General features: G+C 34.2%; 17 protein-coding genes and 1 tRNA gene. 2 read left to right on the top strand and 16 right to left on the bottom strand.

Features of this window, described 5'->3' with window-relative positions:
- Positions 1-106: 106 nt before the first annotated feature.
- The 16 genes from ACFPVY_RS06745 to ACFPVY_RS06670 all read right to left on the bottom strand — a co-directional run bounded on the left by ACFPVY_RS06745 (position 107) and on the right by ACFPVY_RS06670 (position 13017).
- Positions 107-547 (bottom strand): hypothetical protein, encoded by a 441-nt coding sequence (locus ACFPVY_RS06745; protein WP_379791208.1) that lies wholly within the window; start codon positions 545-547, stop codon positions 107-109.
- Between the two features lie 259 nt (positions 548-806).
- Entirely contained in the window at positions 807-1340 is a 534-nt protein-coding gene (locus ACFPVY_RS06740; protein WP_379791207.1) for a hypothetical protein, read from the bottom strand.
- Positions 1341-1530: 190 nt separating this feature from the next.
- The gene (locus ACFPVY_RS06735) at positions 1531-1986 is read right to left on the bottom strand and encodes a hypothetical protein (RefSeq protein WP_379791206.1); all 456 of its coding nucleotides are present in this window, start codon (positions 1984-1986) and stop codon (positions 1531-1533) included.
- 1220 nt (positions 1987-3206) lie between these two features.
- Positions 3207-4322: a DUF6794 domain-containing protein gene (locus ACFPVY_RS06730; RefSeq protein WP_379791205.1), complete on the bottom strand. Its 1116-nt coding sequence runs from the start codon at positions 4320-4322 to the stop codon at positions 3207-3209.
- Between the two features lie 147 nt (positions 4323-4469).
- Complete coding sequence (locus ACFPVY_RS06725) at positions 4470-4817, bottom strand: hypothetical protein (RefSeq protein WP_379791204.1); 348 nt, start codon at positions 4815-4817, stop codon at positions 4470-4472.
- Positions 4810-5067: a DUF7660 family protein gene (locus tag ACFPVY_RS06720; RefSeq protein WP_379791203.1), complete on the bottom strand. Its 258-nt coding sequence runs from the start codon at positions 5065-5067 to the stop codon at positions 4810-4812. The genes ACFPVY_RS06725 and ACFPVY_RS06720 overlap by 8 nt, the downstream gene beginning before the upstream one ends.
- A gap of 160 nt (positions 5068-5227) precedes the next feature.
- Complete coding sequence (locus ACFPVY_RS06715) at positions 5228-5647, bottom strand: hypothetical protein (protein ID WP_379791202.1); 420 nt, start codon at positions 5645-5647, stop codon at positions 5228-5230.
- A 341-nt stretch (positions 5648-5988) separates the two neighbouring features.
- Positions 5989-6459, bottom strand: coding sequence for a hypothetical protein (locus ACFPVY_RS06710; protein WP_379791201.1), 471 nt, complete (start codon positions 6457-6459; stop codon positions 5989-5991).
- 168 nt (positions 6460-6627) lie between these two features.
- Positions 6628-7320, bottom strand: a complete 693-nt coding sequence (locus ACFPVY_RS06705; protein ID WP_379791200.1) for a hypothetical protein — start codon at positions 7318-7320, stop codon at positions 6628-6630.
- A 55-nt stretch (positions 7321-7375) separates the two neighbouring features.
- Positions 7376-7448: transfer RNA gene (locus ACFPVY_RS06700), tRNA-OTHER, on the bottom strand.
- A 193-nt stretch (positions 7449-7641) separates the two neighbouring features.
- A complete protein-coding gene (locus ACFPVY_RS06695; protein ID WP_379791199.1) occupies positions 7642-8253 on the bottom strand; it encodes a hypothetical protein in 612 nt (203 codons plus the stop codon).
- 177 nt (positions 8254-8430) lie between these two features.
- Positions 8431-9027 (bottom strand): hypothetical protein, encoded by a 597-nt coding sequence (locus tag ACFPVY_RS06690; RefSeq protein WP_379791198.1) that lies wholly within the window; start codon positions 9025-9027, stop codon positions 8431-8433.
- Positions 9028-9187: 160 nt separating this feature from the next.
- Positions 9188-9706, bottom strand: coding sequence for a hypothetical protein (locus tag ACFPVY_RS06685; RefSeq protein WP_379791197.1), 519 nt, complete (start codon positions 9704-9706; stop codon positions 9188-9190).
- Positions 9707-9894: 188 nt separating this feature from the next.
- Complete coding sequence (locus ACFPVY_RS06680; protein WP_379791196.1) at positions 9895-10956, bottom strand: hypothetical protein; 1062 nt, start codon at positions 10954-10956, stop codon at positions 9895-9897.
- A gap of 203 nt (positions 10957-11159) precedes the next feature.
- A complete protein-coding gene (locus ACFPVY_RS06675; RefSeq protein WP_379791195.1) occupies positions 11160-11834 on the bottom strand; it encodes an alpha/beta hydrolase in 675 nt (224 codons plus the stop codon).
- Between the two features lie 265 nt (positions 11835-12099).
- Positions 12100-13017, bottom strand: a complete 918-nt coding sequence (locus tag ACFPVY_RS06670) for a DUF6266 family protein (RefSeq protein WP_379791194.1) — start codon at positions 13015-13017, stop codon at positions 12100-12102.
- Between the two features lie 718 nt (positions 13018-13735).
- Here ACFPVY_RS06670 and ACFPVY_RS06665 point away from each other — a divergent pair.
- Positions 13736-16552, top strand: coding sequence for a type I restriction endonuclease subunit R (locus ACFPVY_RS06665; RefSeq protein WP_379791193.1), 2817 nt, complete (start codon positions 13736-13738; stop codon positions 16550-16552).
- The gene (locus ACFPVY_RS06660; RefSeq protein ID WP_379791192.1) at positions 16552-18675 is read left to right on the top strand and encodes a restriction endonuclease subunit S; all 2124 of its coding nucleotides are present in this window, start codon (positions 16552-16554) and stop codon (positions 18673-18675) included. Before ACFPVY_RS06665 ends, ACFPVY_RS06660 begins: the two co-directional genes overlap by 1 nt.
- Positions 18676-18695: the final 20 nt, after the last annotated feature.

The raw sequence follows: 18695 nt of genomic DNA, 5'->3' as shown, positions 1-18695 counted from the left end.
GCCCTGTTTTCGGGTTAGCCAAATCATCCCAAATGCAAAACCAACTTCCATTAAGCCAATTGCCCAAATCCGTTGTAGTGGCTGTTACTGGCAGTGCTAATTATATCTAATCTTCTAAAATAGCCGATTGATATTGAGACCAAATATCATTAGCATCACTTTGGAATATTATATCATAACACCATAAACATGGAAAAATTAATTCCTTTTTTCTGTAGTAGGGGAAATCGTCAGGTCCATGATTATTATATCTTTTTTTTAAATACCCTTTTTGGTGGTTTCTCTCAAACACTTCAATTATGTATAAACCATAAACAAGCGCAAATCCAGACAAATCATTTTTATCTTCAAAAACGGTCTTTATTCTATTCAATATTTTGTCAACAGTTTTAATAGATCCTTCTGAATAATCTAGCTTATAATTTAAATCTTTTCCTATTTCAATTGCCTTACTTGCTCCATCTTCTAATATTTTTAAAACTTCCTCATCCGTTTGCTCAAACTCATTTGACTGAAAAAACGAATATATATATTTAAGTATTTTCATTTTTTTGTTTTTAAAATTTGTGTTAAATTCTGAAGTTTGCGTGGGCATTACCGCTAACGTTCCGGCGCTTGGCGAGGTTGCAAAGTTCGGAACTGATTATTTTCTGTTAAAGATAAAATTTCTTGCGAAACGTGAACGTGAATTTACCACAAAATTCGCAATTGCGAGAAACGGCTGTTGGCAGATCGCCCTTTTTTTTCGTTTGTTTTTCCCGTACATTTTTTCATTTCCGCATTATTCTAATATTCAACAATTTGGTTTAATTAGCATAGGAAATATAGAAAACTGCTAATAAAACTAAAAAAGTCAAAATAAATATTTTTAATAATGGAATTAAGTTTTGATAAAAACCCAATTCGATTTGAGGTCCAAAATTTATTAGGTGACTAACAATTTTGTTATAATTTTTGTACACTCGACCTTGTATCATAAATATTTTGTTATCCGACATTTTGAGATTAAATGTGTAATATTGGCCAAACTTGTCTGATGTTATTAATTCATTCCAACCTTCAATTTCTTTAAGTTTATATTCAAAGGTTTTTCGTTGTAGTATAAAGTTAAAATAGATTTTATCTTCCGTTATTGTAATTTCTTTTAATTCTATGAGCATAAAAACAAATACTGAGATTAAAAGTGAAATCAATGTTATAAAAAAGAGCATTCCTCCAATTGGTAATTTTTCACTTTTTGATAAATTTATTTCGAATAGCCAAAAGAAAAATAATAAACCGAATATTATAAAAATAGGTGCTATAATTACTAGAAAACCATATTTCGATTTTAATTGCATTTTGTCAAAGTGTTTTTTTTTACGTATTTGGTTTCTGTCGCTCGAGGGTGTCTGCCAACGTTCCGACGCTTGGCGAGGTTGCAAACTTCGGAACTGATTATTTTCTGTTAAAGATAAATTTCTTGCGAAATGTAAACGTGAATTTACTACAAAATTCGCAATCTTTCCAAACGCCTGTTAGCAGTAGCCTTTATTTCTCGTAGTCCAAATTTAAAAAATTCGGTATTTTTTCATCATTTTTATTTTCCCAACTTTTGAATGTGAAATTTTCAATTCTTTCCATTGCATCATTATCTAATTTCAAATTTGTTTGTTCACAAAATGCTAAAATTGTAGCAAAACCTACAATTGTTGCATTTGTATCTGTGGCAATTCTACCTTCCATTTTTTTTATTTTGACTTTCCATTTTTCGGTACTTTTTGAAAAGGCAAATTCTAAACCATTTTTCACAGCTTTTTTCCAATCTTCATAACCTTTCATCGGAACACTTTCGATAACACTTTGTCTTAACCAACCTTCACCGCAATATTCTTCAATGATTTCATTTTCAAAATCACTTTTATAAACTTCAAGATTTATTATTGCAAAGAATGGTTTTCCATTCTTAACTTTTAATAATTTAAAATCTTGCTTATCGTCATTCATTTCTGGGGTTTTTCTAAAGGGTTACTGCCAACGTTTCGGGGCTTTGCGATGGTGGGGCAATCGAAGCACAAATCTTCAATTTTGCACAAAAGTTGAACCGAAGAACTGCCGTTGAACTTTGCAGTTTCGCCCCACTATTGCAAAACCCTTGTTAGCGGTAGTTTTTTATTTCAAGTTCGGTAATTTTCTCATTCTAAAGTTTATAAATTGGAACGTCATAATTGTCAAATAAGGAATTGTTATTACAAACAAAGTCCAAAAATTTTTATCAAAACCCTTAAAAGTCAAAAGTACTATCAACAGTCCCGAAAGAAATGGAATTAGCAAAAATGTGAGCATCGAAAAAAATGAATATTCTCTTATTTTGTGTTTATCGTTTAAAAAAATTGAAGTTGAAAAAATTAGCATTAACAAGTTATACAATACACCAATTCCATATATCATTCCGGTTGCATTGAAATGTAAACTTGCATCGTCATTTGGTTGAAACATCAACAAAACTGTCAAGCCAAACAAAGTAGTCAATAAGCTCGATGCAAATGTTTTTAGTATAATTTTTAGTAGTGCTTTTTTCATTATTGCTTCTAGTCAATAAACTTTTGTATTGTAACTTTTATGAATGTATCGTCAATTTTTGAAACAATTGTGTCATTGCTTATATAGTCTATGTTAAATTTTTCTTCGTCTAATTGCAAACCATCGCTTTTTTGTTTACGATAAAGCTTTTTGTATCGGTCTCGACTTCCTCCATAAAAAGTTGTACTATCAGTAAGATTGAAAATTGCAAAACCTGATGATGTTGGTGATTTATATTCAATTAACCCATCATTTTTGTATTTGTAATAATCGGTTATCAAATAATTGTTTCCGTTCCATTTTAAATAACAACCTGTAAAATGGTTGTCGTTTATACGTCTATGATGATAGTGTAATAATTAGTTTTAGCATTTTTTACTATCAAAACTACAACAACCGTTAGAAGCAACATTGCTAAAAGAATAATTCCGTTATACTTACTTTTAATTTTCATTTACAAAATCAATCTGTTTTTAAGGGGTCGGTCGTAAAATTACCACTAACGTTTCGGGGCTTTGCGATGGTGGGGCAATCGAAGCACAAATCTTCAATTTTGCACAAAAGTTCAATCGAAGAAATACCGTTGAACTTTGCAGTTTCGCCCCACTATTGCAAAACCCTTGTTATGCACAGTGCTTCTGTCATTATAAAGTTTCCCAATCTTTATATTCAAACCACTGCTCTTTGTTTTTCTTTACTTTTTTTATTATTCGTTTAGGTGGATTGCTCCATCGTCTCGTTTTTGGGTCATAAATTCTGTGTCCGTCATTGTCAAAATAAATAATTCCTTTTTTGTCGCAGGTTTCGATAATTTTCACTTTAACTAAAAAATCTTTCTCATTACGTGCGATTATAATTCCTTTGGCAATGCAAATGTCATCATCATCTTTATCTTCTTGTTCTTTACTTACATAACCCTTGTTGTAATTGAATTCAAGTGTATCTCCGATATTATATTCTGAAAATTCTTCTTGTTTTCTTTTCAGTTCTGCTTTTTTAGAGTTTTCCCAATAATCTTGATAGTATTTAATTTGTTCTTCAAGTTTAATTTCTTTATTATTCAAATGTCTGTGATAACTGTCTAAAATAATTCCTGACATATCATCTGGATGATGAATTCCTAAATCGTTGAAATACTTTGAAAGTCGAGAACCTCCCCAAAGTCGCCAATTATTCCTCATCCACATTCCGAAACCTAAATGTACTTTACCTGCAAATTCGTTCTCTTCCCAATTTTTTACTTGAATTTTTGTACTATCATTCCAAAATGAGTTTATTTGAACAAAGCAATCTTCTAAATCTTTAGGAATATAAATGCCATTAATAGTGTCTGTTATAAATTTTATTTTGTCTTTTTCTTCCGCATTCTTCTGTTTTAATGAGAACTTATTTAGTATTTCTTTTTCGTTTATTGTTCCATTTTTCAAATACTGTCTGAAAGTATAGAGCAGTACCTCTGAATGATAATCCAAAACTCCTTTATTCTCTAAATACTTAGTGATTTTGGGATTGCCATTTTCGTCACTTGTCCAATTGAATATTGTCTTATAGTTTTTGTAGGGTTCGTTTTTGGCAAATGGATATACCGAGTAAATAAGACTGTCCTCGTGAATAGTTTTAATCTCATTTTTCACACTCTCTGAACAATCCTTGTCCAAATATTTTACAGCCTGCGTTAAATTTTTTGGAAGTTTATTTTGTCCAAACAAATTTATGGATGTCAGAATAGTTAGTGTCAATATTTGTATTAGCGTTCTCATAGCATTGTGCATAACGTTTCGAGGCTTTGCGATGGTGGGGCAATCGAAGCACAAATCTTCAATTATGCACAAATGTTCATTCGAAGAACTGCCGTTGAACTTTGCAGTTTCGCCCCACTATTGCAAAACCACTGTTATAGCCAGTTTTTATTTCTGTTGTTGTTTCTCATATATACTCGAATTCAGGACTTTTTCTAAATCATCAATTTTGAGTAAATCTTCAATAGTCTGCTGAATACACTCTCTTGTTAACTCCTTTACAAACAAGTCTGGTGGCTTTTGATAAAGTCCGCTTAAATTCTGTCCTGACTTCTTGTCTTTGTCAATTGCAGTTTTTAAAAACTTATAAGTCCAAACGTTAATTCCATAATGTCGCCCGTCCTCCAAGTCAACGTGAATATTACAAAATTCATTTTCAATGTCCCAGTTATTCGGGTCAACTTCTTCAAACTCTAACCACAGTTTAAAATTAATTTTTGTCGATATTTTACTCATAGATTTTAGCACCTTTGAAAATGTCTGCAAATGTTGACCAGTCTGGTTTGTCAGCATTTATGTTTTGATTTGTATTATCGTAATAACCTTGAATGTCTTCCGTGTAAGCACTCAACGCTTCTAAAAAGTTGGGTAATGATTTGTTTTCCCAGCTTTCAGGATTGTCCAAAAAGTCGTGGCGTAATAAGTCAAGAAACTTAATGAAGCTTTGTCTGTCCGATACTTTAAAGTCGTTAAGTGTGTCGTTCATAAAATTGGCTATAACGTCCCGCCGGCTTTATGGCGGTTGCGTAAATTTATCACAAAAGATTACAAGTACAAGAAAAAATCTTAGAAAATTCGGAGAATTTTCCAAACACAAACCAAGCCTAGCAATCCCATAAAACCGCTGTTAGCACACGTTTTTATAATTACTCAGAGAAAACAAGCCCAGAGATCATTAATGGTTTTTCTTTAACAACAGATGATAAAATAAGTTGATTGTCTATAATTTGAGAAACACAGAAAACACAATATTTGCCAAACTCTCCATTTTGTCTAAAATCATTCAATTCAGATTTTGAGTAATTCAAATCATAAATATTAAACACTTTAGAATTTTTGTTATCTATTATTGACAAGTTCATTTTTTCGTTTTCTGTTGGTCGAAATACAATGCTTATTTCATCTTTTGTAAATTCATTTTGCAAAAACTTATATGATTCTATTCCGTCAATATCATTAGAAAATATTATTGCAATTACAGGAGGTTCTTTACTGTAATCAATAGTTTTTATGAATAATAATTTTGTTGCTTTTTGGAAAGATTGCTCAAATTCGGTTTCGGTCATATTTTCTTTTATTGCGGGTTTCTAAAATGAGTGCTAATGACCGCTCGGCTTTGTCGTCGTTTCTCTGGGAGTTTTTTCTCCCAAGAGAAATGCGTCAAAGGCGACTGTTGGGAGAACGTCGTGCGAAAGCAACGATGGTTTCCCGGCTGTCGGCGTAGCCGAGCGGTCATTGGGAAAAATTGTCCCGAAGGGCGATTTTTCCCAACGTTCCACCGCTTCTCGTCAGTTGCGAACTTCGGAACGAATTATTTTCTGTTAAAGATAAAATTTCTTGTGAATCGTGAACGTGAACTTACCACAAAATTCGCAATTGCGCCAAACCGCTGTTAACGGCTGTACTTTTAATATGGTGTTCCTCTTCTATGTCTACCAGGGTTCCATGGTTGAATAATTACGTGTTTTTGAAAGCTTATTAAGGTTTTATGAGATTTTAATTCGACATCTACAGTATATGATTTCGGCTGAATATCAGATGTATCAATTTTTACGTCAAAAATTCCATTCAGTGATTTTTCACTTGATGATAATTTTATTTTATAATTTGGCTTCTTAGCTTCTAAATATTCTAAATGCACTTCAATATTTTCTCTATTTACTGGAATTGAAATTGATTTTGACCAATTATTTATTACAATTTCTGGAGCAATTGAAATAAACTTTGCTAAAGCATCTGGATAAATTTTCTTTCCATCTATGACAATTTTCTTTGTTTCCCAATTACCGTCCAAATTAATTTTCTTTGGATTATAGAAAGCCAATAATAAAATAACTATTGTAAGAATACTTATTATCAATCTGTTAATCCATTTCATTTTTTAGCAGTTTGTGTAGTATTGCCGTTAACGTTTCGGGGCTTTGCGAGGTTGGGGATTAAAGATGCGAGATTTTTCGGTTAAACATAAATTTTCAAAATACAAAACCATCTTTAAACTCAGCCTAAAACCCCAATCTCGCCAAACGGCTGTTATAGGCAGTCTTTCTTATCGTATAACTTTTTTAGACATACTTATCGTATTCTTTTTTGACGATAAATTCCAATTTTGTGATTTTGAAATGAAGGATTCTAATTCTTGAAATTTACTGTAATAATAATTGTAATGTGCTTTATCAGGAGATTCAATTAGGTCTTCAATTATTGAAACTAGTTTTTTATTTATTTCAAACAGTCTATAAACATAGACAACATCTAAAACTTCTATTTTTTGTGTCAAATCAGTATTTAAGGCAGTGTTTTTACTGTTTAAAGCGACAGTAATTTGTCCGTGTGCAATTTTGTTCCTAATAACACTTGGGTCAATAATGTATTTTAATATAATTCTTTTTAGGTCCTGACTTTTATTAGGTATTTCAGAGCCTTTTGAATATGTACTAAACTTTAAGAAAGCCATTTCTATTGCTTTATGCCATTTCTCTTGAATACTTCCTTGTATGAGAATTTCATCTAAATGTTTTTGTTCAAAACCATAAGGAGTTAATACCATTTTCATAAAGCTTGATTCAGAATAAGTTGAATATAATAAAGCATAAAGTTTTGTTTGAATATTAACAGTATTTGCTTTATTCTCTTTAATAGCTCTATTTATTGTTCTTCTTATTTCATTTTCTGCAGTAAGGAAGTCAGTTGTATTTACTACATATGCTCTATAAAAATCTAAGGAAGTTGAGTCTGGCATATATTTTATTTAATTTGTTGATTTGCCAGTTTATGAAATCTAGACAAAGTATTTCATAAACTGGCAGGAATCGAACCTGCGACCGCTTGATTTCTCAAGTGCTCTAACCTTGCTGAGCTACAATTGCGTTGCAAATGTATGAAAAATAGTTCTAATTTTCACGATTTTTCTTAAGATTGCCTATAACGTTCCGGCGCTTGGCGAGGTTGCGAACTTCGGAACTGATTATTTTCTGTTTAAGATAAAATTTCTTGCGAAAAGTGAACGTGAATTTACTACAAAATTCGCAATCTTGCCAAACGCCTGTTAGCAGAAGTCTCTTTATTTAAATTCGATGTTGATTATGAAATAATGTGGAATACTAAAATGTTCTCCAAGTTTTTCAGCTTCGATATTTGATTGTGCAACTTCACAATATGAACCCGAACCATCCTTATGAATTGTAGGTGTTATAATTGCAAAAACTGCATTTTTCTTGCTAATATCTAAGTTCAATTCTGTTTTACTTCCAAAAAAATCTTTCAAAGCATATTTTTCAGATTCTTTAAATAATTTGAAAAATGATTTTTTACTTCCGAATTTTTGTCCTCTTATATATGTTTTTAGTTTTCCATCGTTCATTTTAAAAAAGAATTTTATGGATTCTTTATCGGAACTAATTTTAAAATAATCACTTTCAGAACCATCAAATAATATCGATGTTTGTTTTAATTTTCCATTTTTGTATTCGTCTATACTTATCGTGATAAATTTTCCATTTAATTCTTTGCTTTCAAAATTCAATTTTTCAATATAAATATTTTCAAAGTCAATAATATCTTGTATTTCGGAATTTTCACTTCCATAGTTATTAGTCATTTTGACTATGTTTTGGGCAAATGCGATATTAGATATCACTAAAAAGGTCAATAATAATTTGATTTTTGTATTCATTCTTGTCTTTTGCTTAATTTTCGATTTTTCCATGAGATTTCTGCTAACGTTTCGGGGCTTGGCGATGGCGGGCAAATCGAAGCCGAAACTTTCAACTAAAATACAAATTTCTACCGAAGCACAAAACGTGAACTTTTGACGTTCCGCCCGCTATTGCCAAACCCTTGTTACCTGCCGTTATATTTTCACACGTTGTTCTTCTTTTTTATTTGTTGTCATTAGAACTACTGTTTCATCGTCTTCCCATTCCTTTATTTCAAAATTATTGTCCAATAGTTTTCGATAAATGCAAGGATAAGGCAATTCTGTCAAATTGGTACAATCATAAATTACGATTTCAGAAGGACAAGCCCAATAGCAACCCGTTACCGCAAGTTTGGTTTTATCAGGCGAAAGAAAAATACTTGTCCAAATAAATGGGGCGTCCTCCGAATAAAAACTATGCAACTTTCGCGCTTCAACGTCAAATATAGACTGTCCGCCTTGAAATTCAGGAAGTAATAAGTAGTCTTTTTTGTCCTTGTAAACCCATAATGAGCAAGTGTCTTCGTTGTCGGTTAAATACTCAAAAAAAGGCACGTCTTTTTCAATATTTCCGATTTGAACTTTTGTTACTCTCCAGTTTCTGTTTGGGTCGGTTTGTAGATACTGTTGCGTTTCGAAATAATATATTCCAAATTCGGATAATCCAAATTCGTCCGTCCCTACAATTTTTGCAGTCTCGTCAAAATACTTTTTTATGTCAGCTCTTTTTATGTCTATTTCGTTTTTCACGGTCGGTTTGGAATAATGGCAGGTAACGTTTCGGGGCTTTGCGTTCGGGCGGGAAATCGAAGCACAAAAGCTGATATTATTACTAAAGTTCAATTGAAAAACTGCCGTTGAATTTTGCACTTCAGCCCGCCTGACGCAAAACCCTTGTTGTGCGTTCGCCTTATTTTATTTCATCTTCAAATTCTAAAAAATCTTCGTGCAGTCCTGAAATAATTTGTCCTGTTGTTTCAAAATTTTCGTCAGTTTTCATAAGTGTCCAACTTATTTTATCTCGGTCAGAGTTAATATTTCCCTCGTCTAAAAGTCCAATTACACTGTAAATAATACCTTTTGAGTAAGATTTAAGAAAGTCTGATAATTTTTCTTGTCCAAGAATGTTTTCGATTTCGGTATATTTTTCGTTAAAATCTTCGTCAAAATCATCTGCCATAGAAATATTATCTTTTGTCGATTTTGCAATGTCAAATAGAGATTTTAGTACCAAAAAACGTCCAAATTGTGGAATTTTTTCTCTTACTTCACTTGATGCCCATTGCAAAGGATTTTTTGCTCCCGAATTGTCAAGCCTAATTACCAAACTTTCAAATTCCTCTTTTTGTTCGTCCGTAAGTTTTGAGATAATATGTTCGTAATATTTTTTGTCAGAAGAATTGTCAAGATGCGTTTGGATATTTTTCATTTCTTAATATTTGTCAGTTCGTTTCGGTTTAGTTCTGTCGGTCAAAGGTGACGCACAACGTTCTCGCGCTACACGCGGTTTGGGTCTAAATTAGCGTTAATTTTCGGATAAGCCAAAACTTCCAAATACAAACCAATTTTCCCGTTAAACCAATTGCCCAAATCGCTTGTAGCGTGTGTTAGTGGCAGTTATTTTCCACCAAATTGTTTCCATTTTTCAAGTTGTTTTTTTTCTTCTCCAATACTACCAATAAAAATCAATTGCTTATCAAACAATGGTGATGCTATTACTTCAATTATTTGTCTGTTTATTAATAAGCTATGTGCATCTGTATCAGAGCGTACTATAAGTTTGGATGCGTCATAAACTACGTTCCCAAACTCATCAACGATTAGGTTATTCATTTTATAAATAATATCAGCAAGAAAAGCTGTAAAATAGGTAGGTTTTAAATATTGAATTGTTTTGTCATTATCGATTTCCTCAACTTTAAATTCTTCTAGATTGTAAGTTTCGAGTAAACCACAAGTCATAACAGCTTCGTAATCATTTTGTTTTACAGTGTTTTTCCCATCTGTAAATGTTGCGCTAATTTGCGTTCCATAAACAGGATGAGTAACAGAATTAATTGTTGATGATTTTGAAAATTCGCATATTACTATCAAATTTGGATTTGGTGATAAAATATATTCATTCCATATTACGTTTCTAACTCCATCAATTATATGTTGATATGTTATGTTTAATGAGGTAGAACTTAAATCGTCTTCTACAATTGCCCATAACGCATTTTGTTTTGCTCTTAAAAAGCGTATTGCAAATAAAAGAGGAAATCCCATCAAATCTGAAATATTTCTCAATCTCTGTAATCGACTTCCTCCAATTTTAAAAGTGTCTTTTTCAGTAGATTTAACTTCCATCAAACATTTAAATTCTGAAAAATCTTTTACGGATTTACCATTAACAGAATTACCCATTTTAAGATTAAGAAAAAAATCTGGCACAATGTATTTACCCTCAATAATTGGTCGTTGTTCTTGTCCGATGATGTGAGTTGCGGTTCCCATTAATTTTGTAAGCATAGCAAATTCATCTTCTTCTGAAAGTCCGTTTACTGCACTCATAACACTTTCTTCACCACCTTCTTGAATATAAATTTCTTTTGTTTTTTCGAACTGTTCTTCTGTTGCAACAGCTTTTATCGCTTTTAATGCTTTTGCTAATTCAATCCGTGTTACATCTGCACTCATTTAATTTAGGTACTATTTTGGTTAATATTGAGATATTTTCTTGATTCTGCGGGATAATTGCCACTAACGGTTTGGGGCTTTGCGTTCGGGCGGGAAATCGAAGCACAAAAGCTGGTTTTATTACTAATGTTTAATTGAAAAACTGTCGTTGAATTTTGCACTTCAGCCCGCCTGACGCAAAACCCTTGTTGGTGGCAGTTTTTTTATTCTGTCATTTCATAGTTTCGTTTAGCCCACATTTTGCAAGGTTTTATCCATTCGTCCGATGCGATATATAAAAAGCCGTGTTTTAATCCTGTGTTTAATTCAATTTCTTTGAATTGATTGATTTTTAATTTTGATGTTTCTTTTCTTTTAATTGCTGTAACTCCAAAAACATCAGATTCTTCATAAATAGTTAAAATATTTCCACAGAAATTAATTGTCGGTATTTCTTCAATATCCGTGTCTTGAAAACTACCAATAAATACAAAGTTTAAGTTCGAATTTTTCGAAAAAGTGGAAACAAATTGAGCAATATAACCGCCTTTGGAAGTTCCGATAACTGTAATCTTATTAGGTTTTATACCTTTCTGAATTAAACTGTCAATTTGGAGTACAACTTTTTTTGCATATTCTATTCCGTTAGTATTTGGTTTTCTTTTTTCGCTAAAAACCACAAATTCGTCTTTGCTAAATGACTTTAAGATTTGATTGTATTCTACTTTTACATTATATTCTTTAGCAAGAGTTCCGTCTGGATTTTCTTCTAAAAATTTATTATGAATAAAAAAAATATAGTCTTTTTCAGTTTCTAAGTTTTGTGTGTTTTTACTTGATTGACAACCAATAGAAACTAAAAATAGAATGGTTTGAATAATGTAAAGTTTGCTCCTCATTTATGTTCTAAAAACTTTTTAATATTTATGTATGTCTGTGTCTGCGGTTGGTTCGGTAAAATTGCCACCAACTTATTTATATATCCAATAAAATCATACATAGCCGCCCACCCTATAATTGTATTTGTATCACTAGATATATAACCCCACAATACTACTAAAAATTACCTTATAAAAATTACGGTTTTCCATAAGCTACTAAAAAAATAAAAAAAAAACCTTACAGAACACTCCATAAGGTTTTTGAACATCTCAGCGGTATCTTTTAAACCACCGTAATCGCCCCCAAATACTGGCTCGTGCTCTTCAATTTTGAATTGGCACTTACCATAAATCCCCAGCACTGCACCTGTGCGCCCGCCATGTAAGGTGGCAGCGTGATGCTTGCCGTAACATCAGCGCGCGTGGCGACATTCAAGAAAAACTCATAAAAACCGCCGATTGGTTCATACACCACCACCTGCAGCTGGTCTGTGGCCATGGCGTTGCCATACGAGTTGTTGACCCAGTCCAGTTGCAGTTGGCTACCCGCAACCGCCGTGGCCGCCAAGTTCTGCGGTGCCAACAGCGACCCTTTTGAAAACAGCGCCTTGTCAAATAAGATTGTGGCTTCCACCCCATCCCATTCCACCGCTTCCTGCAGGTGATACGAGGTGGCCAGGTTGTAACGTGACTTGGCTCCGGTTTGGTTCGCAAAATAACTCGACAGAATGCTGTTGGCCGGTGTCAAGAAAGCCGTTACCGCCGTAAATTTGCCGCGCTGTGCCAACTGGTTTTCCGTAGCCAGCTTTTTGGTCTTTTTCGGACGCCCGCGCATCACGTTTTTGCCTCTGAAGTTGGCACCCACTACCGGTCCAACCAACCCTGAAAATGCGCCTAAAATTCCTTGTTCATACGTACCCATAACTGTAAGATTTAAAGTTATTATTTGTTTTCCGATGCCGTTTGCGGTCATTGGTAAGGCGAATATAAAAGCAGTTTTTGAATCGGCAAGCGCCATGTCCAAAGGTGTCTGCAAATGTCCGAATTTGTGCAGTGGTGGCAGGCTTTGTAATAAAATGGCTTTCCGAAGCCTTTTTTCTTCGAGAAAAGTGTCCGACTGTTCGAGGTTTGTTCGAGGATCGTTTGGGGTTTGTTCGAGAAAAAGGCCCTTTTCTCGAACAAACCTCGAACAAACCTGCAACCGGCACTATGTAAAAAGCGGTTTGTTGCGGCGTTCAAAATAGCGCAAGGAACGTGTTGCCACCTCGCATTATTTTAAAAAAGGCCATAAAAAAAACCGCCTGTGCGACAGACGGTTGTAGTATAATTTGCTAGTTTTTAGAGGGCGATTGCATGCTGTTCAAAATTTCATGCAGTCGATAAAAAATCTTGCCGTTCTTCTCTTTCTGTTCAAATGGCAATTTGCCGGACTTCCTCCAGCGGAACAAGGTGCGGTCACACACGTTAAACAACTTTTTCAGGTGCGAGTTGTCCAAGTAAATGGTCTCAATCTTACGCGCTCTAATCATAACTTTTAAGAGCTCTTTTTCGGTGTACTTCATCATTCTTGCATAGTATTAAAATTAATAATTAAAAAACTGACAAAAAATGGGGAACGGTGTGGTAGATAATGAACGTTGTAATAGTGCCTGATTCGCATCAATCACATCGTAAAAATAATAAATATTTTTAAATGTTGTTAATTTTCTGATTAAAATTTTCGTTTGCTGTTGGTTTTAAGTTTTTCAGGTTATTTTTTGAGACTTTATTTTTGATTTCTTTTAAAAATATTTATTGAAATGTGGAAAACCGTAATTAGCCATTTAAAATAAATATTACGTTTGAAAACGGATTCGTACAAAAATTGTATGTTTGCAACAACGTGATTTGTTTCCTATTTCTAATAAAATTATTTGAATTTGACAGCGCCTAACCAGAATCCTGAACAAAAAGCCCGTGACCAAATTGACGCTATGTTACGTTTGGCAGGGTGGCACGTACAATCTAAAAAAAATACTGATTTCAGCGTAGGATTGGGTGTTGCTATTCGTGAGTACCAAACCAGTGTTGGTCCCGCAGATTATGTGCTTTTTGTCAATCAAAAACCTTTGGGTTTAATTGAAGCCAAAAAGGAAGATGAAGGGCATCGGTTAACTATGGTGGAGGAACAATCTGCGGAATATGCCAATGCTTCGCTTAAGTTTTTTAAAAATACAGAAGGATTAAAATACATCTACGAAAGCACGGGCGTTGTTACCCGATTTACCGATTATACTGACCCCAAACCGAGAGGGAGAAATGTTTTCAGTTTCCATAAGCCGGAGACTTTGTTGGAATGGTCTAAAAGAGAAAAGAGTTTAAGAGGTAGATTTTCAGATTATCCTGTATTGGATGAAACGAATTTGCGTCCGGCACAGATTATTGCCATCAATAATTTAGAAAAATCTTTTAAAGGTAACCGACCAAAAGCATTAATTCAAATGGCGACAGGTGCGGGTAAAACATTTACTGCGGCTACTTTTATCTATCGCTTATTAAGGTTTGCAAAAGCAAAACGCATTCTGTTTTTAGTCGATACCAAAAACTTGGGCGAACAAGCCGAACAGGAGTTTAGAGCCTATCAGCCCCAGGATGATAATCGCAAGCTTACGGAACTATATAATGTACAAAGGCTTTCTTCTAGTTATATTGCTCCAGAAAGTCACATTTGCATTTCTACCATTCAGCGGATGTATTCTATTTTGCAGGGCGAAGAAATGGATGAAGATGCAGATGTGCTTAATCCTAATGAAAATTCTTCCTGGATAGAAAAACAGTTAGCAAAAAAAGATGCCACACCCGTTGCTTACAATTCAAAAGTTCCTATTGAGCAATTTGATTTTATTATTATTGATGAATGCCACCGTTCCATTTACAACCTTTGGAAACAGGTGTTGGATTATTACGATGCTTTTTTGGTAGGCTTAACCGCTACGCCTGATAAAAGAACTTTTGGTTTCTTTAATGAAAATGTAGTGAGCCAATATACTTACGAAGAATCTGTGATTGATGGCGTGAACGTTCCTTACGATGTATATTTAATCGAAACCGATATTTCCACCAAAGGTGCTTTGATAGAAAAAGGCTGGTTTGTAGACAGAAGAGATAAACTTTCAAGAGCCAAACGCTGGCAACAGGAAGATGAAGACACCGCTTATCTGCGCAATGATTTAGATAAAAAAGTAGTCAACATCAGCCAAATCAGAACGATTATTACGGCTTACAAAGACGCGTTAAGAAAAGACATTTTTCCCAATCGTTTTGATGAAAATGGTGAGTATGAAGTGCCTAAAACGTTGGTCTTTGCCAAAACAGACAGCCACGCCGATGACATTATCAACATCATCAGAGAAGTATTTGATGAAGGCAATGATTTCTGTAAAAAGGTAACCTATAAAATAGAAGAAGACCCAAAATCGGTGCTGAACCGTTTTAGAAACGACTACTATCCGCGTATTGCCGTTACGGTAGATATGATTGCGACCGGAACCGATGTGAAACCTTTGGAGGTGTTGCTGTTTATGCGGGATGTGAGAAGCATCAATTATTTTGAACAGATGAAAGGACGTGGTACCCGTACCATTTCTGCAGATAAATTAAAACTCGTGACCAAAACTGCCGATGCTAAAACACACTTTGTGATTGTAGATGCAGTGGGTGCCACCAAATCTAAAAAGACCGACAGCCGTCCGCTGGAACGTGCGCCAACCATTCCCTTAAAAGATTTGTTGCAGGCCGTTACCATGGGTGTGCAGGAAGAAGATGTGTATCTTTCTTTGGCAAACCGGCTCATCCGTTTGGAAAAACAACTGACCGATGCCGAAAAAGAGAAAATACAGGAACTGGCAAAAGGCAAAAGCTTAAAGCAGATGACCCGCGAACTGATTGAAGCTTTTGATGCGGATGTAATTGCCGATAAAGCAAACGCCATCATCGCACAAATACCAATTAATGAACGTACACCTGCAAAAGAAGCAGAAGCAAGAGCCGAAGCACAGGAAGCTTTGCTAAAAACAGCATCACTTACCTTTAATGGTAAACTTAACGACCATATTGATAATGTGCGCAAACAGCACGACCAGATTATCGACCATATTAATCTGGATGAAGTGACCAAAGCAGAATGGGACACTGAATCTGTGGACAAAGCCAAAGCCTTGATTAACGATTTCAGCGAATACCTGAAAGCCAATAAAGACGAGATACAGGCACTGAGTATTTTCTACGACCAACCTTACAACCGCCGCAACATTACTTTTAAAATGATAAAAGAAGTAATGGATAAACTGAAACTTGAAAAACCGCTGTTGGCTCCGGCTCACGTTTGGAATGCTTATGCGGGTGTAGAAGAAGTGAAAAGCGATTGCCCAAAAGATGAACTCACGGCATTGGTCTCTTTGATTAGAAAAGTGTGTGGCATAGATGAAGAACTGAAACCTTTTGACAAAACCATTGATGAGAATTTTAAGCGTTGGATATTTGCACAAAATGCCGGACAGCACAACCGCTTTAGCACCGAGCAAATGGAATGGTTGCGAATGATAAAGGACCACATTGTAAGTTCGTACCATATTGAGCTGGACGATTTAGATTATAACCCGTTTGACAGCAAAGGCGGAAAAGGAAAGATGTACCAATTATTTGGTAACGAAATGGATAGTATTATTAATGAATTAAATGAAGCATTAGCTGCATAATGAGAGAAGATTGGATAGAATGTGAAATTGGAGATGTTTTTGACGTAGTAACTGGAAATACTCCATCAAAAGCAAATCCATTACTATATGGCGGGAATATCCCCTTTATAAAACCACCAGAAATTAATAATAAAGAGGTAGAAGATGCATCAGAATTTATAACAGAAGAGGGAGCTAAAGTTGCAAGGATTTTACCTAAATATTCTGTATTAATTACCTGTATTGGCAACTTGGGTAGGGTAGCAATGAACTCTAAATTTGAAGTTGCATTTAATCAGCAAATAAATGCTTTAAAGCCTAATAAGTTCGTCTATCCTAAATATATTTATTACAAGGCACAATCAAGTAACTTTAGAAATCAGTTAGAAGAATTAAGTACAGCGGTTACTGTTTCTCTTGTTAATAAAACAAACTTTTCTAAAGTTAGATTCCCTTTATCACCATTTCCCGAACAACGAGCCATTGTTAAAAAATTAGAAAGTTTATTTAGCAGTTTAGATGCCGGTGTTGCCGATTTAAAAAAAGCACAACAGCAATTAAAAATTTACAGACAAGCGGTTTTGAAAAAGGCTTTTGAGGGGGATTTGACAAAGGAATGGAGGTTAAAAAATAATGACGTACAAACTTCGTTTGATTTCTTGAAAAGCATTTCTGCGAAAAGAGCAATTGATATTCAAAAAAAGTCAATTTATTATAAAAAAATTTCTCATCAGTTTGAATTTAAAATAGATGAAAATATTCCGAGTTGGTCAAAGGCAAAGTTGGATAATTTGATTTACATAGCAGCTAGAATTGGATGGCGGGGCTTGAAAAAAGATGAATATACAGATTTTGGTCCAATGTTTTTAAGTGTTCATTCTTTGAATTATGGGAAATATGTCAATTACAATGAAGCTTATCATATTACAGAAGACAGATATAAGGAAAGTCCGGAAATTCAATTACTTGAAGGTGACGTTCTCCTATGCAAAGACGGTGCAGGAATTGGTAAATTAGGTGTAATAAAGGATTTAAAAAGTAAAGCAACCGTAAATTCTTCAATATTAGTAATACGAGGTCTTGAAATTCTAAACCAAGATTTTATTTTCTATCTATTTAGTGGACCGAAACTTCAAACGATAGTAATGGATAGAATTACGGGAAGTGCGACGCCCCATTTGTTTCAAAATGACATAAAACAATTTGAATTATCTGTTCCGCCCTATGAAGAACAACAACAAATCGTCAAACAAATCGAATCCCGCTTATCCGTTTGTGATTCCATAGAACAAAACATCAAAGAAAGTTTATTAAAAGCCGAAGCCTTGCGCCAAAGCATTCTTAAAAAAGCATTTGAAGGTAATTTGTTAACCGCACAGGAATTGGCAGAGTGTAAGTTGGAAAAGGATTATGAACCTGCAAGTGTGTTATTGGAGCGTATAAAAGCGGAGCAGAACAAAGCAGCAGCTAAGCCAAGTAAAAAGAAAGTGGCTGAACCTTTAGTTGTGGCTGAAACAGAAACTCCGGTTGTAAAAATATCGTCAGATATTCACGCAGGTTTAATAGCTAAAGTGATTAAAATTCACGAAGAAAATCCTGCATCAATTGATAACTTAAGTCACATCAAATGTGAAAAAATTGCGCATTTAGTTGAATACCATTTGCAGATTCCATTGGGCAGACAGCCTGTAAAAGATGCCGCAGGTCCGGATGATTATCCGCACTTGAAGAAAATAGAACACCGTGCAAAAATGGCGAACTATTTTGCCATACAAAAGAAAGATGTTGGCTATTCTTATTCATCTGCCAATAATTCTGATAAAGTTATTGATAAATTCCAAGCCACACTTTCAGATGATAAGAATAAACATTTAGATGATTTAATTGCTTTGTTTCTAAAGTTTGACTTAGAAGTCTCAGAAATTATCGCCACCACGTACGCAGGCTGGAATAATTTGATTCTTAATGGAAATGCAAATCCATCAGATGAAGAAATTGTTTATGAATCAAGAGAAAACTGGTCTGAACGAAAGTTAAAGATTGCAAGAGAACGCTTTTTCAAAGCGATTGAATGGATGCGCAAAAATGAAATAGTACCAACAGGATATGGGGCGGTAGTTCCTTTCCCGAAAAAGAAGAAGTAAAAAACTAATAATAACAACTA

It is taken from the genome of Flavobacterium qiangtangense, assembly GCF_042658345.1.
GTDB classification, from domain to species: domain Bacteria; phylum Bacteroidota; class Bacteroidia; order Flavobacteriales; family Flavobacteriaceae; genus Flavobacterium; species Flavobacterium qiangtangense.
Note: the sequence above shows the minus strand (reverse complement) of the source record. Positions and strands in the feature narration are given on the sequence as shown.